This window comes from Streptococcus salivarius, from assembly GCF_002094975.1.
In the GTDB taxonomy this organism is placed as follows: Bacteria; Bacillota; Bacilli; order Lactobacillales; family Streptococcaceae; genus Streptococcus; species Streptococcus salivarius_D.
This window is the reverse complement of record NZ_CP015283.1, coordinates 1,983,088-2,008,414: the sequence shown is the minus strand read 5'-3', so window position 1 is coordinate 2,008,414 and position 25,327 is coordinate 1,983,088. Positions and strand designations below refer to the sequence as shown.

28 protein-coding genes and 1 CRISPR repeat array (1 of these 29 cut by a window edge) are annotated in these 25,327 nt (G+C 40.3%); of the genes, 15 read left to right on the top strand and 13 right to left on the bottom strand.

Annotation, left to right across the window (positions count from 1 at the left end; all coding sequences use genetic code 11):
• Positions 1-645: direct repeats of the CRISPR family, unit length 36 nt; unit sequence GTTTTTGTACTCTCAAGATTTAAGTAACTGTACAAC; it reaches 511 nt to the left of the window's first position.
• 110 nt (positions 646-755) lie between these two features.
• The 3 genes from V471_RS09410 to V471_RS11340 are packed head-to-tail and all read right to left on the bottom strand — an operon-like array spanning position 756 to position 2,610.
• On the bottom strand, positions 756-1,571 hold the full coding sequence (locus V471_RS09410; protein WP_084871437.1) for a TIGR03943 family putative permease subunit: 816 nt from the start codon (positions 1,569-1,571) through the stop codon (positions 756-758).
• Positions 1,571-2,473: a permease gene (locus tag V471_RS09405; protein WP_049528653.1), complete on the bottom strand. Its 903-nt coding sequence runs from the start codon at positions 2,471-2,473 to the stop codon at positions 1,571-1,573. The genes V471_RS09410 and V471_RS09405 overlap by 1 nt, the downstream gene beginning before the upstream one ends.
• Positions 2,474-2,478: 5 nt before the next feature.
• A complete protein-coding gene (locus V471_RS11340; protein ID WP_002885949.1) occupies positions 2,479-2,610 on the bottom strand; it encodes an SPJ_0845 family protein in 132 nt (43 codons plus the stop codon).
• 167 nt (positions 2,611-2,777) lie between these two features.
• On the opposite strand from V471_RS11340, the gene V471_RS09400 reads away from it, so the two are divergent.
• From V471_RS09400 to V471_RS09370, 7 genes are all read left to right on the top strand, one after another.
• Complete coding sequence (locus V471_RS09400) at positions 2,778-4,910, top strand: Tex family protein (RefSeq protein WP_084871436.1); 2,133 nt, start codon at positions 2,778-2,780, stop codon at positions 4,908-4,910.
• Positions 4,897-5,337 carry a SprT family protein gene (locus tag V471_RS09395; protein WP_084871435.1) on the top strand — a complete coding sequence of 147 codons (441 nt, stop codon included), beginning with the start codon at positions 4,897-4,899 and terminating at the stop codon, positions 5,335-5,337. The genes V471_RS09400 and V471_RS09395 overlap by 14 nt, the downstream gene beginning before the upstream one ends.
• 65 nt (positions 5,338-5,402) lie before the next feature.
• Positions 5,403-5,666, top strand: coding sequence for a PspC domain-containing protein (locus tag V471_RS09390; protein ID WP_002885986.1), 264 nt, complete (start codon positions 5,403-5,405; stop codon positions 5,664-5,666).
• A gap of 127 nt (positions 5,667-5,793) precedes the next feature.
• Entirely contained in the window at positions 5,794-6,723 is a 930-nt protein-coding gene (hprK, locus tag V471_RS09385) for an HPr(Ser) kinase/phosphatase (RefSeq protein ID WP_084871434.1), read from the top strand.
• A complete protein-coding gene (gene lgt / locus V471_RS09380; RefSeq protein ID WP_004182779.1) occupies positions 6,723-7,514 on the top strand; it encodes a prolipoprotein diacylglyceryl transferase in 792 nt (263 codons plus the stop codon). Before hprK ends, lgt begins: the two co-directional genes overlap by 1 nt.
• Before the next feature lie 124 nt (positions 7,515-7,638).
• Positions 7,639-8,037: a DUF948 domain-containing protein gene (locus V471_RS09375; RefSeq protein WP_002885965.1), complete on the top strand. Its 399-nt coding sequence runs from the start codon at positions 7,639-7,641 to the stop codon at positions 8,035-8,037.
• Between the two features lie 12 nt (positions 8,038-8,049).
• The gene (locus V471_RS09370; protein WP_084871433.1) at positions 8,050-8,490 is read left to right on the top strand and encodes a YtxH domain-containing protein; all 441 of its coding nucleotides are present in this window, start codon (positions 8,050-8,052) and stop codon (positions 8,488-8,490) included.
• A gap of 41 nt (positions 8,491-8,531) precedes the next feature.
• Here V471_RS09370 and V471_RS09365 read toward each other — a convergent pair whose 3' ends face one another.
• The gene (locus tag V471_RS09365) at positions 8,532-9,518 is read right to left on the bottom strand and encodes an IS30 family transposase (RefSeq protein WP_084871102.1); all 987 of its coding nucleotides are present in this window, start codon (positions 9,516-9,518) and stop codon (positions 8,532-8,534) included.
• 112 nt (positions 9,519-9,630) lie between these two features.
• Complete coding sequence (locus tag V471_RS09360; RefSeq protein ID WP_002886140.1) at positions 9,631-9,927, bottom strand: DUF3270 domain-containing protein; 297 nt, start codon at positions 9,925-9,927, stop codon at positions 9,631-9,633.
• 238 nt (positions 9,928-10,165) lie between these two features.
• On the opposite strand from V471_RS09360, the gene V471_RS09355 reads away from it, so the two are divergent.
• The 3 genes from V471_RS09355 (at position 10,166) to V471_RS09345 (ending at position 12,794) form a co-directional block, all read left to right on the top strand.
• Positions 10,166-11,095 (top strand): peptidase U32 family protein, encoded by a 930-nt coding sequence (locus tag V471_RS09355; protein WP_002886038.1) that lies wholly within the window; start codon positions 10,166-10,168, stop codon positions 11,093-11,095.
• Positions 11,096-11,190: 95 nt separating this feature from the next.
• A complete protein-coding gene (locus V471_RS09350; protein ID WP_049528881.1) occupies positions 11,191-12,477 on the top strand; it encodes a peptidase U32 family protein in 1,287 nt (428 codons plus the stop codon).
• The gene (locus tag V471_RS09345) at positions 12,477-12,794 is read left to right on the top strand and encodes a CHY zinc finger protein (protein ID WP_073687076.1); all 318 of its coding nucleotides are present in this window, start codon (positions 12,477-12,479) and stop codon (positions 12,792-12,794) included. The genes V471_RS09350 and V471_RS09345 overlap by 1 nt, the downstream gene beginning before the upstream one ends.
• Positions 12,795-12,839: 45 nt before the next feature.
• Here V471_RS09345 and V471_RS09340 read toward each other — a convergent pair whose 3' ends face one another.
• A complete protein-coding gene (locus V471_RS09340; protein WP_014633328.1) occupies positions 12,840-13,379 on the bottom strand; it encodes a biotin transporter BioY in 540 nt (179 codons plus the stop codon).
• A gap of 94 nt (positions 13,380-13,473) precedes the next feature.
• Positions 13,474-13,758, bottom strand: coding sequence for a hypothetical protein (locus tag V471_RS09335; protein ID WP_004182773.1), 285 nt, complete (start codon positions 13,756-13,758; stop codon positions 13,474-13,476).
• A gap of 124 nt (positions 13,759-13,882) precedes the next feature.
• On the opposite strand from V471_RS09335, the gene V471_RS09330 reads away from it, so the two are divergent.
• The gene (locus tag V471_RS09330) at positions 13,883-14,095 is read left to right on the top strand and encodes a YdbC family protein (RefSeq protein WP_004182772.1); all 213 of its coding nucleotides are present in this window, start codon (positions 13,883-13,885) and stop codon (positions 14,093-14,095) included.
• Positions 14,096-14,220: 125 nt separating this feature from the next.
• On the top strand, positions 14,221-15,207 hold the full coding sequence (locus V471_RS09325) for an IS30 family transposase (protein ID WP_084871102.1): 987 nt from the start codon (positions 14,221-14,223) through the stop codon (positions 15,205-15,207).
• A gap of 11 nt (positions 15,208-15,218) precedes the next feature.
• On the opposite strand, the gene V471_RS09320 is transcribed toward V471_RS09325, so the two are convergent.
• The 3 genes from V471_RS09320 to lysS form a co-directional block, all read right to left on the bottom strand.
• Positions 15,219-16,553 (bottom strand): Nramp family divalent metal transporter, encoded by a 1,335-nt coding sequence (locus V471_RS09320; RefSeq protein ID WP_004182771.1) that lies wholly within the window; start codon positions 16,551-16,553, stop codon positions 15,219-15,221.
• 298 nt (positions 16,554-16,851) lie between these two features.
• Positions 16,852-17,730 carry a hypothetical protein gene (locus tag V471_RS09315; RefSeq protein ID WP_004182770.1) on the bottom strand — a complete coding sequence of 293 codons (879 nt, stop codon included), beginning with the start codon at positions 17,728-17,730 and terminating at the stop codon, positions 16,852-16,854.
• A 608-nt stretch (positions 17,731-18,338) separates the two neighbouring features.
• On the bottom strand, positions 18,339-19,829 hold the full coding sequence (gene lysS / locus V471_RS09310) for a lysine--tRNA ligase (RefSeq protein ID WP_073687074.1): 1,491 nt from the start codon (positions 19,827-19,829) through the stop codon (positions 18,339-18,341).
• A gap of 227 nt (positions 19,830-20,056) precedes the next feature.
• Between lysS and V471_RS09305 the strand changes: the two genes are divergently transcribed.
• The 3 genes from V471_RS09305 to V471_RS09295 all read left to right on the top strand — a co-directional run bounded on the left by V471_RS09305 (position 20,057) and on the right by V471_RS09295 (position 23,025).
• The gene (locus tag V471_RS09305; RefSeq protein ID WP_061652213.1) at positions 20,057-21,310 is read left to right on the top strand and encodes a LysM peptidoglycan-binding domain-containing protein; all 1,254 of its coding nucleotides are present in this window, start codon (positions 20,057-20,059) and stop codon (positions 21,308-21,310) included.
• Between the two features lie 13 nt (positions 21,311-21,323).
• Complete coding sequence (locus tag V471_RS09300) at positions 21,324-21,803, top strand: hypothetical protein (protein ID WP_004182767.1); 480 nt, start codon at positions 21,324-21,326, stop codon at positions 21,801-21,803.
• 319 nt (positions 21,804-22,122) lie between these two features.
• On the top strand, positions 22,123-23,025 hold the full coding sequence (locus V471_RS09295) for an HAD family hydrolase (protein WP_013990826.1): 903 nt from the start codon (positions 22,123-22,125) through the stop codon (positions 23,023-23,025).
• Positions 23,026-23,174: 149 nt separating this feature from the next.
• Here V471_RS09295 and V471_RS09290 read toward each other — a convergent pair whose 3' ends face one another.
• The 3 genes from V471_RS09290 to V471_RS09280 all read right to left on the bottom strand — a co-directional run bounded on the left by V471_RS09290 (position 23,175) and on the right by V471_RS09280 (position 25,304).
• The gene (locus V471_RS09290) at positions 23,175-23,813 is read right to left on the bottom strand and encodes a histidine phosphatase family protein (protein ID WP_013990825.1); all 639 of its coding nucleotides are present in this window, start codon (positions 23,811-23,813) and stop codon (positions 23,175-23,177) included.
• Positions 23,814-23,815: 2 nt separating this feature from the next.
• Positions 23,816-24,289, bottom strand: coding sequence for an aminoacyl-tRNA deacylase (locus V471_RS09285; RefSeq protein ID WP_013990824.1), 474 nt, complete (start codon positions 24,287-24,289; stop codon positions 23,816-23,818).
• Positions 24,290-24,401: 112 nt separating this feature from the next.
• The gene (locus V471_RS09280) at positions 24,402-25,304 is read right to left on the bottom strand and encodes a glycoside hydrolase family 25 protein (RefSeq protein WP_013990823.1); all 903 of its coding nucleotides are present in this window, start codon (positions 25,302-25,304) and stop codon (positions 24,402-24,404) included.
• Between the last annotated feature and the right edge of the window lie 23 nt (positions 25,305-25,327).

Genomic DNA, 25,327 nt, shown 5'->3' with positions numbered 1-25,327 from the left:
TTGATAAAATGGGTACAGTTTTTGTACTCTCAAGATTTAAGTAACTGTACAACCTGGTGTTGACGTAGACGGCAAGAAGTACAGTTTTTGTACTCTCAAGATTTAAGTAACTGTACAACCATCACTAGAAATGAGTTCTAATGTGTACTGTTTTTGTACTCTCAAGATTTAAGTAACTGTACAACTTCATGGGATATTCCAGTAGATTCGAATGGGTTTTTGTACTCTCAAGATTTAAGTAACTGTACAACAGAAAACAAGTTCACAGACAGCACCGTTGGTTTTTGTACTCTCAAGATTTAAGTAACTGTACAACGCATTAATGCTGATACAGAATTGATGATGTGTTTTTGTACTCTCAAGATTTAAGTAACTGTACAACTTCATGGGATATTCCAGTAGATTCGAATGGGTTTTTGTACTCTCAAGATTTAAGTAACTGTACAACAGAAAACAAGTTCACAGACAGCACCGTTGGTTTTTGTACTCTCAAGATTTAAGTAACTGTACAACGCATTAATGCTGATACAGAATTGATGATGTGTTTTTGTACTCTCAAGATTTAAGTAACTGTACAACTTGATTTTAAAGCTAACGGATCAACACGCTGTTTTTGTACTCTCAAGATTTAAGTAACTGTACAACTGGGCAGTTTTGGACGGAAAGCACAACCCCTTTTTTGTACTTTAAGATTTAAGTGACTGTACAGTTTGATTAATTCAACTAAAAAAGCCAGTTCAACTGAACTTGGCTTTTTAAAATACACGATATACATAAGGGTTGTCAGGCTGTCCGACCTCTTTGACCTCAGTCAAATTAAGGATAGGAAGGCTCTGTTTGAGATTTTGATAGTAATCCACAGTGATGGTACCAGTGACTTTTACCCACGTATTGTCCTTAAAGGTTTGGTCACTTCCTGTCGTCGCCAGTCCGTAAACACCTGAATCGGCGATACAGTGGATAATCCCAAAACGGAAGATGAACTGATAACCCTTGGTTTGTGGGTCATTGTAAACAAATCCGGTATAGGTGACCTTCTTGCCTACGAAATCGTTAGGATAGAGGTAGATGAGCTCCATGACTTCCATGTAATTTTCCGTGGTAATCTGGATGGTCTCACGTCCCTTGTACTTGGCGAGCTCTCTGGTCATTTCCTTCTCATAAGCTGAGGAGGTGAAGTAGGAGCTGGTGTCTGGCTTCAAGTACTGAATAGTCGTTCCCTCTTGGTCGGCCTGATTAGAATCACTCCCTGCCGCCAGTGGAAAATGATAACCCTTAGCTGACACGGTATTGGCATCCAAGGTCACTGTTGGCACCAAGAGCCCCGTGAGGACTGGAAAGGCCAAGAGAACGATGCTGGCTACCTTGGCTACTCGACCTGACAAATGCGAGTGAACCTTCATCTGCTTCATCCAAACGATGAGTTGAACCACAGCAAGAATAAAGGAAAGCACCATGGAAATGTAGGCCAAGTAGGAGTAGTGGATGTTAATGTACTGGTTGAGCTTGCCAGAAACTTGCAAGTACATGACCAGCTCAAAGTACCCAGATAAGATGAGAAAACGTAACATTAAATCACCCCCAATACCAGACAGTAAATGATTGTCGCCAGACTAGCAGTTCCTACGAAGAGACCAACAAAGCGTGTTTTAAACTGGTGTTTCATCATAATCAAGTTCTTGATATCAACCATAGGACCAATGATGAGAAAGGCAACCGTTGGTGCTACTCCGAAACTAGAGAGTAGTGAAGCTCCGATAAAGGCATCCGCCTCTGAACAGAGCGAGAGGATGAAAGCCAAGAGCATCATGATCAGGATGGCTGTCACTGAATTATGACCGATGGTCGTGAGGATACGGGTCGGTAGGTAGGTCTGCATACTTGCGGCCACCAAGCTCCCGAAAATCAAGTAACGCCCAGTGTCAAAGAACTCGTCAACCGCATGAACCAGAGCTTGAAAGGTTTTCTTACCAGCTGACAAACCACTATAGTCGTGCACATGACTAACCTTACGGTTGTCCTTGAGAATCTGGTCATCCACCACAAAGCCCAGCAAGATTCCCAAAATCATGGCAATCAAGAAAGCCCCGACGAAACGTAAAAGCACGTAGTACCAAGAGTTCCCAAAGGCCGTATAGGTCGCAAAGAGAACGACTGGATTAATGATAGGAGCAGTTGCCATGAAAGGAATAGCCGTGTAGCTAGGCACTTTTTTCTCTAAAAAGCGCGTGATAATTGGAACAATCCCACACTCACAAGAAGGGAAAATAAAACCAATAAGAGTTCCAAAGAGAATAGCCAGGACCTTGTTTTTAGGGAGGAAGTTTTGGACCTTTTCAGGAGTCACAAAGACCTCAATAAAGCCAGATAGGATACTTCCCAGTAAAACAAAGGGCAGGGCTTCGATAATAATCGATAGAAAAACTGCCAGAAGCTGCAGAACGCTATCTGGTAGTTGATGAAAAATAGCCATAAAAATTATTTCTTCTTATCTTCTTGAAGACGTTTATCCTTCTTAGGATCAGTTCCCGCCTTTTCAAAATCAGGGATAGCCGCAAAAGATGCCATCATGCTTTCAAGTTCATTTGTTTTTTTCTGAATAACTGCCATAAAAAGCCTCCGAGTTTACATAAGATACTAAGGGCGTTATTTCTGTTAGAAATAGCCCCTAACAATAGGTTTACTTTTCTATTATACTACCTCTTGCTTAAAAATTCTCGCTTCAGCTACAAGGTTTTCTGCCCAAGCAAATCTCCTCTCGTGGTATAATAGAACTTATGGAAAATCGTAATTTAGAGACATTGGCTCAGGAATTGGGCCTAAAAAAACAACAAGTTGAAACTGTTTTGGAATTGACCGCAGAAGGCAATACCATCCCCTTTATCGCCCGTTACCGTAAGGAAAAAACAGGCAATCTGGATGAAACGCAAATCAAGGCCATCATTGATATGGACAAGTCCTTGACTGCTCTTCAAGACCGTAAGGAAACAGTTCTTGCCAAGATTGAGGCTCAGGGCAAATTGACCGATCAACTCAAGGCAGCTATTGAAGCCGCTGAAAAGTTGGCAGACGTGGAAGAACTCTACCTTCCTTATAAGGAAAAACGCCGCACCAAGGCGACGGTTGCCCGTGAAGCAGGTCTTTTCCCCTTGGCTCGTCTTATCTTGCAAAATAGTCCTAACCTCAAGGCTGAAGCTGAAAAGCTGACATCTGAAGCCTTTCCGACAGCTGACAAGGCTCTCGCAGGTGCTGTGGATATTTTGGTTGAGGCCTTTTCTGAGGACAATAGCTTGCGCTCTTGGACCTACAACGAAATCTGGAACAACAGTGACATCACTTCAACCCTCAAGGATCAATCTCTGGATGAAAAAGAAACCTTCAAAATCTACTATGATTTTGAAGACAAGGTGTCTAAACTTCAAGGTTACCGTACGTTAGCCCTTAACCGTGGGGAGAAACTAGGTGTTATTAAGGTGGCCTTTAAGCACAATCTTGAGAAAATGCACCGTTTTTACAGTGCTCGTTTCAAACAAAAAAATGACTATATCGAGGAAGTTATCAACCAATCTCTCAAGAAGAAAATCATTCCAGCCATGGAGCGTCGTATCCGTAGCGAGTTGACTGAAGCAGCAGAAGATGGTGCTATTCAACTTTTCTCTCAAAATCTTCGCAGTCTTCTTCTAGTATCGCCACTTAAAGGTAAGATGGTACTCGGTTTTGACCCAGCCTTTCGTACAGGGGCTAAGTTGGCTGTCGTCGACCAAACTGGTAAGCTCATCACAACGCAAGTTATCTATCCAGTGGCTCCAGCCAGTCAGGCTAAGATTGCCCAAGCTAAGAAAGACTTGGCTGACCTCATTAAGAAACATGCCATTGAGATTATCGCTATCGGTAATGGAACAGCCAGTCGTGAAAGTGAAGCTTTTGTGGCAGAAGTTCTCAAGGATTTTCCAGAGACTTCATATGTCATTGTCAATGAAAGTGGTGCCTCTGTCTACTCTGCATCAGAGTTGGCCCGTCATGAGTTCCCAGACTTAACGGTCGAAAAACGCTCTGCCATTTCTATCGCCCGTCGTCTTCAAGACCCATTAGCTGAGTTGGTTAAGATTGACCCTAAATCAATCGGAGTAGGCCAATACCAGCATGATGTTAGTCAGAAGAAACTCTCTGAAAATCTTGATTTCGTCGTCGATACCGTGGTTAACCAGGTCGGTGTTAATGTCAATACGGCAAGTAGTACCCTCTTGTCACACGTGTCAGGACTCAACAAGACCATCTCTGAAAATATCGTCGCCTACCGTGAGGAGAATGGTGAGATTGCATCACGTGCGGAAATCAAAAAAGTCCCACGTCTTGGTGCCAAGGCCTTCGAACAAGCCGCCGGTTTCCTTCGTATTCCAAATGCCAAGAATATCTTGGATAATACAGGGGTCCACCCAGAGTCTTACCCAGCGGTAAAAGCCCTCTTCAAGCAGTTGGCTATCACAGACTTGGACGACTCTGCCAAGGCAAAATTGAAGGCTCTTAATCTTAAAGAAACAGCGGAAGGATTGGGACTTGGACAGGAAACCCTCAAAGATATCATTGCTGACCTTTTGAAACCAGGTCGTGACCTCCGTGACGATTTTGAAGCACCAGTGCTTCGTCAAGATGTTCTTGAACTCAAAGACTTGTCAGTAGGACAAAAACTTGAAGGAACGGTCCGTAACGTTGTGGACTTTGGTGCCTTTGTGGATATCGGTGTCCACGAGGATGGACTTATCCACATCTCAGAGATGAGTAAGAGCTTCGTTAACCACCCAAGTCAGGTCGTATCTGTTGGGGATTTGGTTACCGTGTGGGTATCAAAAGTTGATTTAGAGCATGAAAAACTCAATCTCTCCTTGGTGAATCCACGTGAATCTAACTGATTATGTTAAGACTGTTTCTATAGAAGATTTTGGTTGGGAATTTAAGCATCAAGCCTTGTGGAACAAGCGTCTCCGAACCACTGGAGGTCGGTTCTTTCCCAAGGATGGTCATTTAGATTTTAACCCAAAACTCTATGAGGAACATGGTCTTGAAACCTTTCGAAAAATTGTCCGCCATGAACTCTGTCATTATCACCTTTATTTTCAAGGGAAGGGCTACAAGCATGCGGATAGAGATTTCAAGGACTTACTAGCCAAGGTCGATGGCCTTAGGTACGCTCCAAAGATGCAAGGTCAGGAGGAGAACTACTACCTCTATCAGTGCCAATCCTGTGGTCATACCTACCGTCGCAAACGCCGTGTCAATACACAGAAATTTGGTTGCGGTCTGTGCCGAGGCAAACTCATTTTTCTAAATCAGTCCTAGGGCTGATTTTTTTGGTTTAAAAAAATCATATAATTAAATCAAAGAAATGATGGGAGAAGAAGACCATGTCAAATCGTTTTTATAAGACACGAAAAAATAGACTCGTCGCCGGTGTTGTTGCAGGTTTGGCAGATAAGTTTGGCTGGGACCTAGCTCTAGCTCGTATTTTGGCTATTATTCTCATGGTTTCAACGCAGTTTGGAATCTTTCTATACTTGGTTTTAGCCTTTCTCCTTCCTTACAAAGAAGATATTTATCCCGAAATCAAGCTCAAGGATGGACGCAAACGTAAAAACGCTGAACCTGTTGAAGATGAGTGGAATTGGTAAGTAATTGTTAATAGACATTAACCTATGATTGGCCCTGGTGCTAGTCACAGGTCTTTTTTGCTTTGAGAACCGCATTGAAAACCTTTTTATGATACAATGAAACTAGTAAATAATCGGAGGAAATAATATGACAGTAACCGTTAAAATGCTGGTTGATAAGCTTAAGCTTAAGGTTATCTATGGGAATGAAAAACTATTGTCAAAACCAATCACAACCGCTGATATCTCTCGCCCTGGTTTAGAAATGACAGGATATTTTGATTTTTATTCACCAGAGCGTATTCAATTGGTTGGGATGAAGGAGTGGTCTTACCTTAAAACTTTGACTGACCACAACCGTTACTCTGTTTTCAGTAACATGTTTAAAGAAGAGACACCTGCTGTTATCGTGGCGCGTGGACTTGATATTCCTGAGGAGATGTATCGAGCAGCTAAAGAAAATGGCGTTGCGGTTCTTCAAGGTCGTAACGGCACATCCTCTCTTTCAGGTGATATGTCTTGGTACCTTAATGCACAGTTGGCTGAGCGTACTAGCGTTCACGGTGTTTTGGTTGATATCTACGGCATGGGTGTTCTCATTCAGGGCGATTCTGGTATTGGTAAGAGTGAAACAGGGCTTGAGTTGGTGAAACGTGGTCACCGTCTAGTCGCTGACGACCGTGTGGATGTCTATGCTAAGGATGAGGAAACTCTCTGGGGTGAGCCTGCGGAAATCCTCCACCATCTTCTTGAGATTCGTGGGGTTGGTATCATTGATGTCATGAGTCTCTACGGAGCTAGTGCTGTCCGTAATTCTTCTCAAGTTCAGTTGGCCATCTATCTTGAAAATTTTGAAGACGGTAAGGTCTTTGATCGTCTTGGAAATGGGAATGAAGAAATCGAATTGCAAGGCGTTAAGATTCCACGTGTCCGCATTCCTGTTAAGACAGGCCGTAACGTATCAGTCGTTATCGAAGCTGCAGCCATGAACTACCGTGCTAAGCAAATGGGATTTGATGCAACCAAAACCTTTGAAGAACGTTTGACCAACCTCATTAGTAAGAATGGTGAAGACTAATGTTTGCTACTATTGATCCTATTGCTCTAAGGCTTGGCCCCATTAGTATTCATTGGTATGCCATCTGTATCGTATCTGGTCTCTTACTTGCCGTTTATCTGGCTCAGCGTTGGGCTCCTGAAAAGGGAATTGACCCTGAAAACATCTTAGATTTTATTCTTCTTGCCTTTCCGATAGCCATTGTTGGTGCTAGGCTCTACTATGTGATCTTCCAGTGGTCCTACTACAGTCAAAATCCTTCTGAAATTTTTGCAATTTGGAATGGTGGAATTGCCATCTATGGTGGCTTGATTGCTGGAGCAGCTGTCCTCTATTGGTTTGCTAAACGTCATGCCATTGCTGTCTTGGATTTTCTAGATATCGCGGCACCTGGCGTTATGATTGCTCAGAGTATCGGTCGCTGGGGAAACTTTATTAACCAGGAGGCCTACGGAAAAGCAGTTAGTCATCTGAATTATGTCCCAGAATTTATTCGCCAGCAGATGTACATTGATGGTAGTTATCGTGTACCGACCTTTCTTTACGAAAGTCTCTGGAACTTGGTCGGATTTATCATTATCCTAGGACTAAGACGCTTTAATAAGAAACTGCGTCAAGGAGATGTGACCTCATTTTACCTTATCTGGTATGGTCTTGGACGTTTTGTCATTGAAGGCATGCGTACGGATAGCCTCATGTTTGTTGGCTTGCGTGTTTCTCAATGGGTTAGCATCGCTATTATCATCTTGGGTGCAACCTTGCTCTATTTGCGAAAGCAACGCCCAGAGGCAGATTATAAAATGAAAAACTAGTCATATAGCTCAGACTTTGTTATAATATAATGAAAATTATCATAACAAAGGTCACTGGAAACTGGAGATTCTACTTCAGTTTTCTTGTAGCGACCTTTTAAAAAGGTCAAAGGAGTCCTAAACTATGGCAGAAATTGCATTTCTTATTATCGCAATCGCACTTGCTGCGTTTCTCATTGCATTAATCCCTACTCTACTTCGTACCCGTCATGTGGTTAAAGAAGTTGAAGAAACAGTTGCTGTGCTTCGTACAGATATCAATGTAACCCTTCATCAAACAAATGAAATCTTGGCTAAGGCAAACGTCTTGGTTGAAGATGTTAATGAAAAAGTTCAAACAATCGATCCTCTCTTCGTAGCAGTAGCTGAGCTTTCAGAAAGTGTCTCTGACTTGAATACTGAAGCTCGTTATCTCGGTGCGAAAGCAAGTGCAGCAGGAGCAAGTGTCGGTAAAGCAGGTTCAGCCTTTGCTATCGGTAAGGTTGCTTCAAAACTATTTGGTAAAAAAGACAAGAAAAAATAAGGAGGTCTTTTCATGAGTAAATTTTTAAACACCCTAATCATTGGTGTAGCTTCTGGAGCTGCAGCAGCTTACTTCTTTACAACTGAAAAAGGTAAAGCTGTTAAAGCACGTATTGATGAAGAAATCGCTTCATTCAAAGAAGATCCAAAAGCTTATCAAAATCAAGTGGTGGAAAAAGCTAGCGACTACAAAGATTTGGCAGTCGATACTTTCCAAGACTATAAAACAAAATTTGAAAATGGCGACATCACTGCAGATGATTTGACAAAAGCAGTTCAAGAAAAAACAGCTCAAGTTGCTGACTTTGCCAAAGAGAGCTTTGAACTTATCAAAGAGAAAACAGCACAAGTAACTCCTGAGCAAGCAGATGTTGAAGCAGAAACCAAAGCTATCGTTGATGATATCGTCATTGATATCAAAGATATCTCTGAAGAAGCAACAGAAGCAAAATAAAAAAAGAAAGCCCATGAGGCTTTTTTTAGTATCTTGAATTGTCAAATTAAGTGCATACTTTCCCCATAGAATACTTCATAAGGTGTTTTCCAGTTAAGACATTTTCGTGGCCTATTATTAAGTTTGTTCTCCCATAGCTGAATAGTCTGATCATCAACCAATGTTAGATCACTACCCTTTGGAAAATATTCTCTAAGTAATCCATTCGTGTTCTCATTGGTTCCTCGTTGCCATGGAGCATGAGGGTCAGGAAAATAGACTTCAATGTTCAATTGATCACTCAATTTCTGATGATACGTGAATTCTTTCCCTCTATCAGGAGTTACTGTATACTTCGTCAAGGGTTCTAACATTTTTACCATAGCTTCTATTACCAACTTGCTTTTCTTAACAGCTACCTTTTTGATTTTTAGAAAACGAGAATAACGGTCTGTTAGAGTAACTAAACAAGCTTTTCCAGTTTTACCTGCAACAGTATCGGCTTCCCAATCTCCTATTCTAGTTCGATTATTAGCTTCTTCTGGTCTTTCGTGAATTGTATGAGAAATGGATATTTTCCCTCTATTTTCAACATGACCTTTAGTATGACGTGTTTTCCCACGATGACGAAGTTTACGAATGACACCACGAGCACCATGAGATAATGAGTTATCCTCAAAATGTCCTCGGTAAATGGCTCTATAGATTGTTTGATAACTAATAACAGTTTTTCCGTACTCTAATTGCAACCGACCTTCTATTTCTTCAGGAGACCATTGGTAATCGAGAAATAGATGTTTGACGGTATTGCTTAAATTGTGATCTATTTCAAGCATACGTTTTCGTCCACAGTGTGATTTAGCCATATGGTAAGATTCCTGTGCATGATTTGGAGAATAAGCTCCTGATTTTGTATGGCGCTTCCACTCACGACTAATACTAGATGGATGACGATGAAGTAACTTAGCAATTTGAGAAAAATTTAGGCCTTGCGTACGGTAAATGAGAATACTTTCACGCTCGTCTATGGTAAAATGATGGTAGCTCATAAGATTTCCTTTCGTAACTAGTTCGTTCAATTCTATTTTACTAGAAAATCTTATGAGTTTTTATTGTGCACTTATATTGTATATTCAAGACACAAAAACGTTGACCAAACAGTCAACGTTTTTGTGCTTTATAATATTCGATTAGGACATAAATGCCTATCTGACCAATGACGCTGATGGTAATTGCCCAGAAGAAGGCCCAGAAGGTAGCCACCTGTGCTACCAAGAAAAGGAAGGCAACTAGGACTGTTGAAACACAGAAGCTTGAGATACGTCCAAAGAAAATCATATCTTGTAGCTTAATACTATTACTATTTAAACCTTGATAATCTTGATAATTCGTCGTTTGAGGACGCTCAGTCTCGAAATCTTCGATGTGATCAAATTGACGGTGTAAGTTGTCAGCCATGTCTGCCTCCTTTCTATATAAAATATCTAAATCACTTTTTCGTGTAGGTTAAAATACTTAGTCAGTATTTCACTATTTAGAATCTCATTAATAATACCACAAAAATTTTATATTGCAAAGTTTTTTTTGATTTTTGTAAAAATCATAGTATTCAAAAACTAATTAAAAATATTTAGATACAGAGTTTTGAGCCTAAAAATTCTAAAAAAATCAAATCATTTGTGCTATAATGTGAGTTATGGAAAAAATAGTGATTACAGCGACTGCTGAGAGCTACGAGCAGGCACGTGAGCTCCTAGAACTTGGCGTAGATCGTATTTACATCGGCGAAAAAGCTTTTGGCCTTCGTTTGCCTAAGCCTTTTTCATTCGCAGAGATGCGAAAGATTGCAGAGCTGGTACATGAGTCTGGCAAGGAATTGACTGTTGCCGTTAACGCCCTCATGCACCAAGGTATGATGGATGCTCTTCCAGACTACCTTGATTTTCTTGAAGAAATCAAGGCAGATTATATCACGGTTGGTGATGCAGGAGTTTTCTACATTTGTAACCGTGACAAACGCCCCTTCAAAATGATTTATGATGCTTCAACCATGGTAACCTCTAGCCGTCAGATTAATTTCTGGGGCAAACAAGCTGGAGCTTCTGAAGCTGTTTTGGCTCGTGAAATTCCATCTGCGGAACTTTTCGTCATGGCTGAAAATCTTCAAATTCCAGCTGAGGTTTTGGTTTATGGTGCAAGTATCATTCACCACTCAAAACGTCCGCTTCTTCAAAACTACTACAACTTTATCAAAACGGATGAAGCTGTTACCAAAGAACGTGACCTCTTCCTTTCTGAGCCAGGAGATCCAGATTCTCACTACTCAGTTTATGAAGACTTGCATGGAACACATATCTTTGCCAACAATGACTTGGATATGATGACTAAACTTTCAGAACTCGTTGAACATGGTTTTGATCACTGGAAGTTGGACGGCGTTTATTGCCCAGGTGAAAACTTTGTAAAAATTACTGAGTATTTTGTGAAGGCTCGTGACCTCATCGAGGCTGGCGAATTTTCACAAGACCAAGCCTTCCTCTTTGATGAGGCTATTCATAAATTACACCCAGCCAACCGTGGTTTGGACACAGGTTTCTACGACTATGAACCTGACCGTGTAAAATAAAAAAACTTCCTCCTTCGTTTGTGAGTTTTCCATTTTCAGGGAACGAAGGAGCCTTCTAAAAACTAAAATCGACAATCTTGCAAATTGGAGAAATTATGACTACAACTAAAAAACGCCCAGAGGTTCTGGTACCTGCTGGGACTTTGGAAAAATTGAAAGTCGCTGTAAATTACGGCGCAGATGCTGTTTTCGTTGGTGGACAAGCCTATGGTTTGCGTAGCCGTGCCGGAAACTTTACCATGGATGAGCTTCGAGAAGGTATCGAATACGCTCACGCTCGTGGCGTTGATGTACACGTTGCTTCAAACATGGTTACCCATGAAGGAAATGAAAAGGGTGCTGGTGAGTGGTTCCGTGAATTGCGTGATATGGGACTCGATGCTGTTATCGTATCTGACCCAGCCTTGATTGAAATCTGTTCAACCTACGCTCCAGGACTTAACATCCACTTGTCAACGCAAGCATCTGCAACAAACGTTGAAACCTTCCATTTTTGGAAAGAGTATGGCTTGACCCGTGTTGTTTTGGCACGTGAGGTAACTATGGAAGAATTGGCTGAAATCCGTAAACGTACGGATCTTGAAATTGAGGCCTTTGTCCATGGTGCTATGTGTATCTCATATTCAGGTCGCTGTACCCTTTCTAACCACATGTCAGACCGTGATGCCAACCGTGGTGGTTGTTCACAGTCTTGCCGTTGGAAATATGACCTTTACGACATGCCATTCGGTCAAGAGCGAAAGAGTATCCACGGTGAAGTTCCTGAAGAATACTCAATGTCAGCCGTTGACATGTGTATGATTGAAAATATCCCAGACCTTATCGACAATGGCGTTGACAGTCTTAAAATCGAAGGTCGTATGAAATCTGTCCACTACGTCTCAACAGTTGCTAACTGTTACAAGGCTGCTTGTGACGCTTACATGGAAAGTGCAGAAGCCTTTTATGCCATCAAAGATGATTTGATTAACGAACTCTGGAAGGTTGCCCAACGTGAATTGGCAACAGGTTTCTACTACAAGACACCAACAGAAAACGAACAACTCTTTGGAGCTCGTCGTAAGATTCCACAATACAAATTCGTTGGTGAAGTCGTAGACTTTGATCCAGCAACTATGACAGCTACAATCCGTCAACGTAACGTTATCCTCGAAGGTGACCACGTTGAATTCTACGGACCAGGCTTCCGTCATTTCGAGTGTGATATCAAAGACCTTCACGATGCCAATGGTAACAAAATTGACCGTGCACCAAACCCAATGGAACTTCTTACAATTACCGTGCCACAAGAAGTTAAACTTGGTGACATGATTCGTTCAACTAAAGAAGGTTTAATTAACCTTTACCAAAAAGACGGTTCAAGCAAAACTGTTCGTGCCTAATGACAAGTCAAATCAATGGGCTCCTGGTAGATGATCAGAGTAGATGTCAGCACTACCATTCCCAACTAGATATTGTTGCCCTAAAATGCTTCGAGTGCCAGAAGTATTATGCCTGTTATCAGTGTCATGATAGCTTGGAGGATCATAGCTATCGAGCTTATCCTTGTCAATTGAAGCAGGACAAGGTCCTTATCTGTGGCGTTTGTAGGCATGAGATGACAATTGAGGAGTATCAAGATGTAGAAGCTTGTCCCAGTTGTCACAGTGCCTTCAACCCAGCTTGTTCAAAGCACTATGATATTTATTTTGAAAAATAAAAAGATTGAAGATTCTGTTCACACGAACAAAGTCTTCAATCTTTTTTAGTTAAAGTAGCTATGATTTTTAAGAGCTTTTAAGACTGGCTTAGTTACCAAAGCGACGATGAGACCTTTTAAGAGATCAGGAATGATAAAAGGTGTCAAGCCAACTGCTACAGCAGCAGACCAACCCATTTTTCCAAGAAAGTGAAGGCTGAGGATACCACCGACAAAGACAAGTGCATCACCTAAAACAAAAGCCACAAAGATTTTCCAAATAGGAGTCTCAGCATGCGACAGTTTTGAAGTGACAAAGGCGAAAAATGGATAAGCCAACAAATAGCCAGCTGAAGGACCAAAGAATGCTTGGAGCCCACCGCCTCCACCTGCAAAAACAGGTAGACCAATGGCACCTAGAATCAGGTAGAGGGTAGCAGCAAGTGTCGCCTCTCTTGGCTTAAGGATGGCAGCAACAAGTCCAACAGCGAAAGTCTGTAGTGTGATTGGAACTGCACCGATAGGAATAACAATTTGAGCCAGTGCGGCAATGATAGCAGCACCGAAGGCTGGAAGAATAAGCGACAGTGTACGATTTCGTGTCATTTTAGTTAACCTTTCATAAATAAATAGTTAACTTATTATAGCAAGTGGTTTCAAAAAAGTCAACCTAATAACAAAACGAGGTTAACTGATAAACTTAACCTCGTTGCGATATGATTTTTAGACGTTTGATTTCTTTAAGTTCAATCATGCTGATGATCTTATCTTGCTCGATAAAGATGGCTTGTCGCTCCCTGTCATAACGGTTGATGTAGCCCTTATAGGTCTTCTGATTGGATGTCAGCATGACCATTTGATTATGATCAATAGCATGATAGATATCGTTAATAAGTTGATTCTGCATTAGGTGGACAGGTTTGCTGTGACCTGTTTCCACAAACTGATGAAGCTGATGCTTTACGGCTTCTAAAAAGTTTATCATGGTCATTTCCCTCGTTTCTTGATAAAATAATTATAGCATGAAAGGTGAATTTTTGTGGATAACTTCATTCTAAAACAGACAATTTTCACAAAAAAAAACGAATAAAGCTAGTGGAGGTAAGCAAATGGCAGAATTTTCATTTGAAATTGAAGAAAAACTCTTGGTTTTGTCTGAGAATGACAAGGGTTGGACTAAGGAACTCAATCGTGTGAGCTTTAATGGCGCACCGGCTAAGTATGACATCCGTGCATGGAGTCCAGACCACACCAAGATGGGCAAGGGGATTACCCTAAGCAACGAGGAATTCCAAGTTCTCGTTGAAGCCTTCAAAAATTAAAACAAGGTCAGCATGGCGCTGGCCTTATTTTTTTGTCTTGAATATACAATATAAGTGCACAATAAAAACTCATAAGATTTTCTAGTAAAATAGAATTGAACGAACTAGTTACGAAAGGAAATCTTATGAGCTACCATCATTTTACCATAGACGAGCGTGAAAGTATTCTCATTTACCGTACGCAAGGCCTAAATTTTTCTCAAATTGCTAAGTTACTTCATCGTCATCCATCTAGTATTAGTCGTGAGTGGAAGCGCCATACAAAATCAGGAGCTTATTCTCCAAATCATGCACAGGAATCTTACCATATGGCTAAATCACACTGTGGACGAAAACGTATGCTTGAAATAGATCACAATTTAAGCAATACCGTCAAACATCTATTTCTCGATTACCAATGGTCTCCTGAAGAAATAGAAGGTCGGTTGCAATTAGAGTACGGAAAAACTGTTATTAGTTATCAAACAATCTATAGAGCCATTTACCGAGGACATTTTGAGGATAACTCATTATCTCATGGTGCTCGTGGTGTCATTCGTAAACTTCGTCATCGTGGGAAAACACGTCATACTAAAGGTCATGTTGAAAATAGAGGGAAAATATCCATTTCTCATACAATTCACGAAAGACCAGAAGAAGCTAATAATCGAACTAGAATAGGAGATTGGGAAGCCGATACTGTTGCAGGTAAAACTGGAAAAGCTTGTTTAGTTACTCTAACAGACCGTTATTCTCGTTTTCTAAAAATCAAAAAGGTAGCTGTTAAGAAAAGCAAGTTGGTAATAGAAGCTATGGTAAAAATGTTAGAACCCTTGACGAAGTATACAGTAACTCCTGATAGAGGGAAAGAATTCACGTATCATCAGAAATTGAGTGATCAATTGAACATTGAAGTCTATTTTCCTGACCCTCATGCTCCATGGCAACGAGGAACCAATGAGAACACGAATGGATTACTTAGAGAATATTTTCCAAAGGGTAGTGATCTAACATTGGTTGATGATCAGACTATTCAGCTATGGGAGAACAAACTTAATAATAGGCCACGAAAATGTCTTAACTGGAAAACACCTTATGAAGTATTCTATGGGGAAAGTATGCACTTAATTTGACAATTCAAGGTTTAAAACGTATCAAAGATAAGTTTGAGATTGAGAATGGTTAGGACAATAGCGATGGCATAACCGAGGAAGGTATTCCACTTGGCATTGACGTGTTTTCCCATGAGTGATTTTTTAGAAGTGTAGTAAATCAAAGGGAAGATAGAAAATGGCAAGGCAATGGAAAGGAATACTTGTGAATAAACCAAGAGTTGATCCAGTGTCTTTTCTTGATCGCCGTAGAGAATGGCTACAATGATAACAGGTAGCAAGGCGAAGAGACGTGTGAACAAACGAATTACCCACTGTGGTAACCTCATGTGGAGGAAACCTTCCATGACAATCTGACCAGTTAGGGTACCAGTAATGGTAGAGTTTTGACCACTAGCCAAGAGTGCCAAGGCAAAGAGGGTTGAAAGTGTTGAACTAGCAACCGCACCAGCAATCTTAGAGTCCTGAAGAGCATTGTACATTTGTGAGAAGGCTGAAATATCAGAAGCGTGACCAAAGAAGAGAGCTGCCCCCAAAATCAAGAGGAGGGAGTTAACCACAAAGGCCAAAGTCAACTGAATGTTGGAGTCCCAGGTCATGAAACGGACAGCCTTAGTCACGTCTTTACCATCAGAATAGTCAACCTTACGAGTCTGTGACAAGGATGAGTGCAAGTAGAGGTTATGTGGCATAACGGTTGCACCCACAATCCCAAGTGCCAAAGTCAACTGGTTGGTGTGCCCAGCAGCATGTGGCTCAAAGAGCGCTGGCGTAGGGAGATAACCCTCGAGGATTCCCTTAATACTAGGCTCAGACAAGGCTACCAAGTAGACAAAGATAACCAAGATGGTCAAAATCAAGGTTGAAACAATAGCCTCGATTTTCTTGAATCCCAGCTTCATGATGAGTAGGAGTAGGAAGACATCTAGGACTGTCACCAGAATGGCAACCATAATTGGAATACCAAAGAGCAGGTTAAGTGCGATGGCAGAACCAAGCACCTCGGCCAAGTCCGTCGCCATTAAGGCAAGCTCCAGAATCACCCAAAGCGTGTATCGTAGCCATTTGGGCGAGTGGTATGCAGTTGCTTGAGCCAGGTCCATTTGAGTCACAATCCCTAATTTTCCAGCCATTTGTTGCAACTGCATAGCGATTAAAGATGAAATTAAGATGACAAAAAGAAGACTGTACTTGTAGGTTGCCCCACCGACGACACTGGTAATCCAGTTCCCTGGGTCCATGTAACCCACGGCTACAAGAGCCCCAGGTCCCAAGAAAGCCTTAAGATTTTGCCAAAAACGATTATTATTTGGTGTATCTATTGATTGGTTAACCTCAGAAAGGGAAACCTTTTTTGAAGATGTCATAAACACCTCTTTCTAAGTCATATCTGCCTAAAACTTGCATATTTCTAGACAGACCGACAATTTTATTATAACACTATGAGGAAGATGTGCAAGAAAGGAATGGGTTGTAGAAGAATATACAATGTCCAATTAATTCCAGGGTGTTTATATGATGAACTTTTACGGTATGATGTTAAACAATAACATCAATTGGTTTGTTAGGTGAGGAATAAAAAAATGTTGAATAAGTAATTTTATTGAGTAGTGATACTAAAAAAGTATCATTTATTTTTATAAACAATACTTTTAGGATATTATTTTAACTGATGTAGCGTATAACAATTAATATAAAAATAGGTATAAGTAGTTGGGTAATAAAGTTGTCCATTGAGTTGATGATAAAATTTTGAACAGTTGATTTTTTCTCTGCTTTTTGTAAGTCGAAGAACCTATTGACGGTTACTTCTGAAACTGTTAGACCAATATAGAGTAATATAAATGTAGAAATAAGAGTAACAAATACTTGAGACGAGTCTTTAAGATAAGGTAGTAGTCTTTGAGTATAGCTATTGATAGTACTGCTGAAGTTCAGCATGGAGTTATAGAAATAAATAGAACTTACAAATAAATAATATAAGAATTTACCAGTACTTCCTCGTACTGAAAGATAGATACGTGCCCCCCATTTTATAGAGTTTATAAGTAAAAATAGAGCTATAAATTGTAAAATTTGATTATAGATACTTGGTAACGCATCCTTAAAAGCTATAATCAGAACATGAAATTTAGTTTCCGCATTTGGATTTGTGAAGAGATTCGCTAGTGGCCAAGGTGCTGCTGATAGGGTATCTAAAACATTAATAATTTGATAGGTGAAATTTAAAATGATAATTGCTAAGAAAATATAACTTGAGATTTTGAATAAGACTCTAGAATAAAATTTGCTATTTTCAAGTTTTCGGTTGTATTGTTCAACTTGTTCTTGCAATTTTTGGTTGATTGTGTCAGTGTTTTGGTTAATTATAATTTGACCATTGTTTTCTTCAATTGTAAAATTAACTTCATTTTTCGCCAGTTCGGCAGTAACTTTTTCCTCACTTTTTTTAGCTTTTAGCTCAGAAAATAATTGTATGCTAATGGATAAGATAGGTATAAAGTAAACGACAATGTACTCGAAAATTTTAATGATTTCTTTCATAATTCCCTCCTTTTGTTAGAAATATTTTATCAAAAAAGTAGTAATGGAAAAAGGTGAAAGACGAGTACAAAATGCTTATTATGTACGATTACTTATACCCATTATTATGATGGTTATTAAAAGTACAGATTAATTGGTATTATATAGAGTTTCAAAAAAATAAAAATCTAATTTTAAGATTTGAAATATCAAAGTTCCACTCATCGATCGCTAATGTTTTCACGTACATAATTAGGAAACTTGGTATCAAATTACGTGGAGTACTTCAAAAATCCTAGCATGACAGGAGCTTGCATCAGTTTTTGAAACTCTCGCTAGCATGAAAAAAATTTTATCCGACCAAGCGTTATGGTGCTGTAATCTCCTTCTCTCTAACTTCTTGTGGTCAGTATATTTAGGGAAGTTAACTCTTTTATTTTATACGATAGATTTTTTTCAAAGCAAGCCCCATCAAGACTTTCTGCTATGAAAAAAGTGGCTGAAACATTATGTTTCAGCCACTCAGAATTTTTGAGACTTTAGGCTCAAAATTAGTTATGGAATTTCCAAGGAAGTCGCTAGCGCCCGTTTCACCTAAGGTAGGTCTCAAAGAAAACTTTTATCATTCTTTATTTCATCGTTGGGAACAACAAGACATCACGGATAGTTGTTGTATCAGTGAGGAGCATGCAGAGACGGTCGATACCGATTCCGAGTCCACCTGTTGGCGGCATACCGTATTCAAGGGCTTCAACGTAGTCGTAGTCGATACCTGTTGCTTCGTCATCACCGAGTTCTTTAGCAGCAGCTTGTGCTTCGAAACGTGACAATTGATCGATTGGGTCGTTCAATTCGGTGAAGGCATTTCCGTACTCTTTAGTCATGATGAAGAGTTCGAAACGGTCAGTGAAGCGTGGGTCTTCTGGGTTTTTCTTAGCTAATGGAGACACAGCAACTGGGTGACCGTAAACGAATGTTGGTTGAATCAATGTTTCTTCAACGAATTCTTCGAAGAAGGCGTTGATGATGTGACCAACTTCAGTGTAGTGTTTTTCAACAGGAACATTCTTTTCAGCAGCGATAGCTTTGGCTTCATCCAAAGTCATGTCTTGCCAGAAGTCAACGCCAGTGATTTCCTTGATAGCGTCAACCATGTGGATGCGTTTGAATGGTTCGTTGATCTTGATTTCAGTTCCTTGGTAGTTGATAGGTCCGTCACCTTTGACAGCTTTAGCAGCGTGCTGGATGATACCTTCAGTCAAGTTCATGATATCGTGGAAGTCAGCGTAAGCTTGGTAAATTTCGATAGATGTGAACTCAGGGTTGTGAGTGGCATCCATACCTTCGTTACGGAAGATACGTCCGATTTCGTAAACGCGTTCCATACCACCAACGATGAGACGTTTGAGGTGGAGCTCAGTTGCGATACGAAGCACCATGTCGATGTTTTGTGCATTGTGGTGAGTGATGAAAGGTTTGGCAGCAGCACCACCAGCTTCGTTGTGAAGAACAGGTGTTTCTACTTCAAGGAAACCTTGAGCATCGAGGTAGCGACGGATTTCAGAAATGATTTTTGAACGTGTAACAAAGCGGTCAAAGCTTTCACGGTTAGAAATCAAATCGAGGTAACGTTTACGGTAGATTGTTTCAACGTCTGAAAGTCCGTGGAATTTCTCAGGCAATGGACGAAGGGCTTTAGACAAGTGTGTGATATGAGTAGCTTTGATAGAAAGTTCTCCCATATCTGTACGCATAACTTCACCTTCGACACCGAGGAAGTCACCAAGGTCAGCTTTCTTGAAGATTTCGTAGTTTTCTTCACCGACAGCATCTTTACGCACGTAGATTTGGATTTGACCATCGCGGTCTTGGATGTGGGCGAAGCCAACTTTACCTTTACCACGTTTAGTCATCAAGCGACCTGCGATAGTAGCAGTTTCGTTGATTTCGTGCAATTCTTCTTTTGTTTTGTCAGCGTATTTTTCTTTTAATTGACCAGATGTAGCTGTGCGTTCGAATCGCTTACCAAAAGGATCGATTCCTTGTTCAGCCAAGGCCGCCATTTTTTCACGACGGACAATCTGTTGATCGTTCAATTCTTCCATGTGTTGATTTGACATGTTAGTCCTCCATAAAATAGTCGTAATTATTGTATCATAAATCACCTTCTAAAGATAGGACAAATGATTAAATGTCAGATGAATAAAGCTAGGGTTAGTCTATTTTTAGGACAAATCATTAACTAGTATTAACGTTAGATTAGAAAGTTATAGAATTTATTGACAAATATAATAATAAGGGTGTACAATAGCAAAGTAAGTTTCGTATGATATAAGGAGGAAATACGATGAAAAAGAAAAATTATGTTAGTAAAGCTGTGATGCTTGGCGCTTTACTAGCACCTACTGGGATGCCTATGGTATCTGTGTTAGCAGATAGCTTTTATCAAAATCAAACGAGTGCTCACGCTGCTGATATTACAAACTGGATTGCCAGCACACCTGAACAAATTACAAATAATTTGACAACTCAGAACATCAATCCACAGCAGTTAGATGGCCAACAATACGTGATTCAATGGGGAGATACCTTGTGGGGAATCTCTCAAGCGACTGGAATTTCTATTGAAAAATTAGCCTACGATAATAATATTCAGAATATTGACCTTATCTTCGCAGGTGACGTCCTCATCTTGAAACGTGATGGTGATGTCCCAGCAGGTTACCATGTGACTGGTAATGGTTACCGTTGTGCACATTCTAAGATTGTTATCAACAACTATTATGGTGATAACAACAGAGTGATTATCAATAACAGCACTTTTGTCTCTGATGACCATTCTAAGAATACAGTGATTTACGCTCCAGATAATTCTGACAATAGCGTTTCATTCTCAAATAGCACTACAAACAATAACAACGATAAAGACAAAGATTCTAAAGATGGCAAGGATTCATCTTCGTCATCATCAGAATCTAAAGATGCTTCATCAAGTTCGACAAGTGGATCATCATCTTCTGCATCAAGCTCAACAGCAAGCAGTAGTGAAAGCAAAGCAAGTACAGAAAGTTCTAAGGAAAAAGAATTGACTGATGATGCTTTCCAAGACAAGGTTCAAAGTGAATTCGAACAAGTATATCAACAAAAACGTTCAGGTCGTCCTGCATGGAGTTTCTTCTCACATGAAGGTGATAAGACTGGTGAAAATGCTACTGCTAAGAAGGACACTGAAAGCACGTCCCTCTACCGTCAAGGTGAAACGCCTAAGGCTCAAGACATTGTAGATGGACCTAAAGATGGTGCTAAAACGGAAGACAATGCCAAAGCTCTCGCTCAAAAGATTTACGATGTTCTTAACAGTGATAGTAAGTTGTCAGATCTTATCAAGGCAAAATATGCTCAAATTCAGGTAAGTTATAAGGGTGATAAGTGGGCTTTCAACGTTGATGTTTACAAGGAAAAAGAAAGTTCATCATCAAGCACTGAAAAATCATCTGAATCTAAGGCTTCATCAAGTGTTGAACGCTCATCATCAAGTTCTTCAAGCCACACTGAAACAGACTCAGAGGCAACTTTCTCTGACCTAACTGGTGACGAATAGAGAGGGGCAAGACATGTCAAAGAGAAATATCATTATTAGTGTCGTTCTCGCCTGTCTCTTGGTTACGGGAGCTGGATTTGGTGCTTTCTATTACTGGGGAACACACCATTTGGATAGTGTTGTACCTGGTAAGGTTTACCAATACTCAAGTTCTCTAAATGGTGAGGTCAATAATCGTGTCATGTATGTAGCTTTCCAAGAAGGCGGTAACAAGGCACTTGTGAGTCAGGATCGTACGACAGTGGTTAATGCTGCTAAGAGTCAGACTGATTTTGACAAGGCCTATAATGATCAAACAGCTAAGTGGGAATACAGCGTGACGAAGACAACATTGACTCTCGGTAAAAAAGAGGACGATCAATTGTCACAATGGCAGTACAACAAGGTCTTTGCTTATGGTGACCACTTCACATCAAAAGATTTCTATTACCAGATTGCCAAAGGTGGTCAGGGTGAAGTCAAACAAAAAATGACCTTTAAAGAAATTAAATAAGTGTCTGAATATGACAAGATGCATTAGGTTTGGGACAAATTGTTCCAAACCTTTTTCTGTCTTCAAAACACGAATAATCTTTTCTTAAGTGGGGTCGAAAATTGAAATAAGAAGGTAAAAACGGTATAATAAGACTGTTTGGGCAATTGCAATCTGATAAAAAACAGACGAGTAAGATTGCCCCTAGACAGTTGACTTAAAGCTTACTTTTGCAAGACTGAAGATTAAATTAGGAGCAGACTCATGTAGTAGTTTAGTTGTTAGCTTCCTAATTTATCTAAGTCTCTGACAAGAGAATGATATAAGAAAGAACGGACAGATGATTACCTCTATTGTTTTTGACGTTGACGATACTATTTACGACCAACAGGCACCTTATCGTATTGCCATGGAAAAATGTTTCCCTGACTTTGATATGAGTCACATGAATCAAGCCTACATTCGTTTCCGCCACTATTCTGATGTTGGTTTTCCACGTGTAATGGCCGGTGAGTGGACAACCGAATATTTCCGTTTTTGGCGCTGTAAAGAGACGCTTTTGGAGTTTGGCTACCGTGAAATTGATGAAGAAACGGGCAGCCATTTTCAAGAGGTTTACGAGCATGAGTTGGAAAATATCACCATGCTTGATGAGATGCGCATGACCCTTGATTTCCTAAAGGAAAAAAATGTTCCTATGGGTATTATTACCAATGGACCAACAGAGCACCAACTTAAAAAGGTTAAGAAGTTGGGACTTTATGATTACGTTGATCCTAAGCGTGTCATCGTCAGTCAGGCGACAGGTTTCCAAAAGCCTGAGAAGGAAATCTTCAACCTCGCAGCTGAGCAATTTGACATGAATCCATCGACGACACTCTATGTTGGAGATTCTTATGACAATGATGTCATGGGTGCCTTCAATGGTGGCTGGCATTCTATGTGGTTTAACCACCGTGGACGTAGCCTTAAACCAGGTACTAAGCCAGTCTTCGACTTGGAAATCGATAGTTTTGAGCAACTCTTTGGAGCGGTGAAAGTCCTTTTCGACCTTCCAAATAACAAATATATCTTTGATATCAATGATAATGAAAATCCAGTCCTTCAACTAGGTATCAATAATGGTCTTATGATGGCGGCTGAACGTCTTCTTGAGAGCAATATGAGTATTGATAAAGTGGTTATCCTTCTTCGTTTGAATGCTAATCAGGAAAAAATCCTTCGTATGAAATATGGAAGATAAATAGAGCGGCCTCGTGTGGCCGTTTTATTTATCAAGAGGGAGGAAATAATAGAAGTGAAGCTCTTGAAGTAGTAGGCTTTAAGGGTTTTTTGAGTGCTAAAAAGCGACCCTTGATCAGGATCGCTTGTCTTATGAAGTCAGTCGATGATTTAGCTAATCTTGTTTTGTTCATCCATATAGGACGTATCATTCCAACATTTAAGAGTGAAGTGCTCGAAATCGTTGGTTTCGAGAATAGTGACAGAAGCATTGTCAAGACCTCCTGCTTTACGAAGAAGACCAGGTTCAAAACCAAGGAGGGTACGGATAGAAGCTGTTAAGTTAGCTCCGTGACCGACAATGAGGACATTTTTAGCATCACTGTCTTTAAGTGTTTTGACAAATTCGGCCACACGTTTTGTTGTTTTGTAGACAGATTCCGCTTGGAAGTCCTTAGCACGGAAATTGGCTAGATTGTTACGGAAGGCATCCATTTCTTTTGGATAGATGGCTTGGATAAGGGAAATCTTTTGCCCCTCTAGTTTACCTAGTTGCCATTCACGCAAAGTTTTAGTGTAGGTAACTTTAGCTTTAGGTTTTTGAGACTCCATGATGAGCTCTGTAGTTTTTTTAGCACGAGGTAGGTCACTTGAGAAGACCAAGTCAAAATGAGTGTCACTGAGGTAGTGACCTAGCTCACGTACTTGTTCGATAGATTCTTTAAGTAAAGGCGAGTCTCCCTTGGCACCTTGAAGTCGGCCTTCCAAGTTCCACTCAGTTTTACCGTGACGTACAAAATACAGTTTCATGATTACTCCTTAATATCAGCAAATTCAGCATTAACAAAATCAGCAAGTTCTTGACTATTGATACGAATAGAACGCCCAATTTCCCCCGCTGAGACAATGAGGAAGCCAGCATCTTGGGCAGAATGATCGATGTAAATAGGAAAATTATGTTTTTGGCGAATTCCCACAGGATTGTTAGCCCCGTGAACATAGCCAGTTGTTTTTTGGAGATCCTTTTGTGGAATCATTTGAACCTTCTTGTTCCCTGAAATTTTAGCTAATTTCTTTTCAGACAGGTGTTCGGTGATAGGGACAATGCCGATGACAGGCCCTGTCTTATCTCCCTTAAGGGCGAGGGTTTTATAAATGCTCTCACGCGCCACATCTTCTGGAAGCTCCCCCTCTAAACCATTGAAGGATAAGCTATCATGGTCAATCTTAGCTTTATCAAGAATTTGGTCAACCAGGGTCTTCTTGACTTTGCCTTTCTTAGCCATTGTCATATCTCCTTTTAAAGTTATTCATTTCTACCATCCATTATACCATATTCGTCCGAACAAGCCTAAACCAATTTGACAAGAAGAAAACCAGTGCTTTAGACACTGGTTTTTACTGACTACTAGATGAACTTGTCGAAGTAGTCTTCTTATTTTTAGTTGGTTTTTGCTTAATCTTACCAAAGAGTTTTTCAAAGGTTTTACGTTTGTTTTTCTCGGGATTGATTTGGCTAAGATCTAGAATATTATCGAATCCAGGAAGACTTCCTTGTGAGGTATACTGATGTAGATCATAGTCAATATCAGTGTTTGGCAAAGTCTCATAGTAACCAGAGTCAGTACCGTAGGCGGGAATCCAAACAGCATCGAAGTTTCTGGTTGAAACCTCTTGCTCAAGCATGAAATAAGCACCAATATAGAGACCGACTTTATCAGCTCCTAGACGTTTGAGCTCAGCTAGAAAAGCTTGGACACCTTCCTCCATATTAGGCATGGTTTCCTCTTCCACGTCAATCCAGTAATAGGTAGGTTTGTATGGAGAAGCATTTTTGTAGAAAATACGAGCCTCCTCCTTCATCTCCTTGACAGAAGCACCCTGAGCGTAGGAATAGACGGCAACTGGAACGTCACGTTTTTTGAGTTCTTTAATATGTGTTTTAAAAGATTTGTCGACCCCATTCGAACTAGCGGCATTGCTATCCTTACTAATCTGTGATCCACCGAAGACGCGGACGATAGCACCAGAAATATGATTTGACAAGACATCGTAATCGATATCCTGAGGTAGTTGCCACCCCGAAAGGTCGATAATGGGATTGAGTTTCAGCTCCTCGTCGGAACTACTAGATGTACTACTGGTTGTTGTTTTTGGTGTAGTAGCATAAGGAATAGCAGATTTCACGTTTTGAAGATGCGCCTGCTGTTTGGACGTATTGTGAATATTTGCAATAACTAATGCTAATCCTAAAAGAGCTAGAACCACGTAAACAACGATCGGTTTTATTCTTTTTCTCATTACTCCCATTCTACCTTAAATAG

Coding starts and splice junctions, on each gene's coding strand:
- V471_RS09280 (WP_013990823.1), bottom strand. CDS start 25,304: ATGAGAAAAAGAATAAAACCGATCGTTGTTTACGTGGTTCTAGCTCTT.
- V471_RS09405 (WP_049528653.1), bottom strand. CDS start 2,473: ATGGCTATTTTTCATCAACTACCAGATAGCGTTCTGCAGCTTCTGGCA.
- V471_RS11340 (WP_002885949.1), bottom strand. CDS start 2,610: ATGGCAGTTATTCAGAAAAAAACAAATGAACTTGAAAGCATGATGGCA.
- V471_RS09365 (WP_084871102.1), bottom strand. CDS start 9,518: ATGAGCTACCATCATTTTACCATAGACGAGCGTGAAAGTATTCTCATT.
- V471_RS09375 (WP_002885965.1), top strand. CDS start 7,639: ATGGCAGAAATTGCATTTCTTATTATCGCAATCGCACTTGCTGCGTTT.
- V471_RS09295 (WP_013990826.1), top strand. CDS start 22,123: ATGATTACCTCTATTGTTTTTGACGTTGACGATACTATTTACGACCAA.
- V471_RS09305 (WP_061652213.1), top strand. CDS start 20,057: ATGAAAAAGAAAAATTATGTTAGTAAAGCTGTGATGCTTGGCGCTTTA.
- V471_RS09285 (WP_013990824.1), bottom strand. CDS start 24,289: ATGGCTAAGAAAGGCAAAGTCAAGAAGACCCTGGTTGACCAAATTCTT.
- V471_RS09340 (WP_014633328.1), bottom strand. CDS start 13,379: ATGACACGAAATCGTACACTGTCGCTTATTCTTCCAGCCTTCGGTGCT.
- V471_RS09355 (WP_002886038.1), top strand. CDS start 10,166: ATGGAAAAAATAGTGATTACAGCGACTGCTGAGAGCTACGAGCAGGCA.
- V471_RS09320 (WP_004182771.1), bottom strand. CDS start 16,553: ATGACATCTTCAAAAAAGGTTTCCCTTTCTGAGGTTAACCAATCAATA.
- hprK (WP_084871434.1), top strand. CDS start 5,794: ATGACAGTAACCGTTAAAATGCTGGTTGATAAGCTTAAGCTTAAGGTT.
- V471_RS09350 (WP_049528881.1), top strand. CDS start 11,191: ATGACTACAACTAAAAAACGCCCAGAGGTTCTGGTACCTGCTGGGACT.
- V471_RS09290 (WP_013990825.1), bottom strand. CDS start 23,813: ATGAAACTGTATTTTGTACGTCACGGTAAAACTGAGTGGAACTTGGAA.
- V471_RS09400 (WP_084871436.1), top strand. CDS start 2,778: ATGGAAAATCGTAATTTAGAGACATTGGCTCAGGAATTGGGCCTAAAA.
- V471_RS09330 (WP_004182772.1), top strand. CDS start 13,883: ATGGCAGAATTTTCATTTGAAATTGAAGAAAAACTCTTGGTTTTGTCT.
- lysS (WP_073687074.1), bottom strand. CDS start 19,829: ATGTCAAATCAACACATGGAAGAATTGAACGATCAACAGATTGTCCGT.
- V471_RS09345 (WP_073687076.1), top strand. CDS start 12,477: ATGACAAGTCAAATCAATGGGCTCCTGGTAGATGATCAGAGTAGATGT.
- V471_RS09315 (WP_004182770.1), bottom strand. CDS start 17,730: ATGAAAGAAATCATTAAAATTTTCGAGTACATTGTCGTTTACTTTATA.
- V471_RS09300 (WP_004182767.1), top strand. CDS start 21,324: ATGTCAAAGAGAAATATCATTATTAGTGTCGTTCTCGCCTGTCTCTTG.
- V471_RS09335 (WP_004182773.1), bottom strand. CDS start 13,758: ATGATAAACTTTTTAGAAGCCGTAAAGCATCAGCTTCATCAGTTTGTG.
- V471_RS09410 (WP_084871437.1), bottom strand. CDS start 1,571: ATGTTACGTTTTCTCATCTTATCTGGGTACTTTGAGCTGGTCATGTAC.
- V471_RS09360 (WP_002886140.1), bottom strand. CDS start 9,927: ATGGCTGACAACTTACACCGTCAATTTGATCACATCGAAGATTTCGAG.
- V471_RS09390 (WP_002885986.1), top strand. CDS start 5,403: ATGTCAAATCGTTTTTATAAGACACGAAAAAATAGACTCGTCGCCGGT.
- lgt (WP_004182779.1), top strand. CDS start 6,723: ATGTTTGCTACTATTGATCCTATTGCTCTAAGGCTTGGCCCCATTAGT.
- V471_RS09370 (WP_084871433.1), top strand. CDS start 8,050: ATGAGTAAATTTTTAAACACCCTAATCATTGGTGTAGCTTCTGGAGCT.
- V471_RS09325 (WP_084871102.1), top strand. CDS start 14,221: ATGAGCTACCATCATTTTACCATAGACGAGCGTGAAAGTATTCTCATT.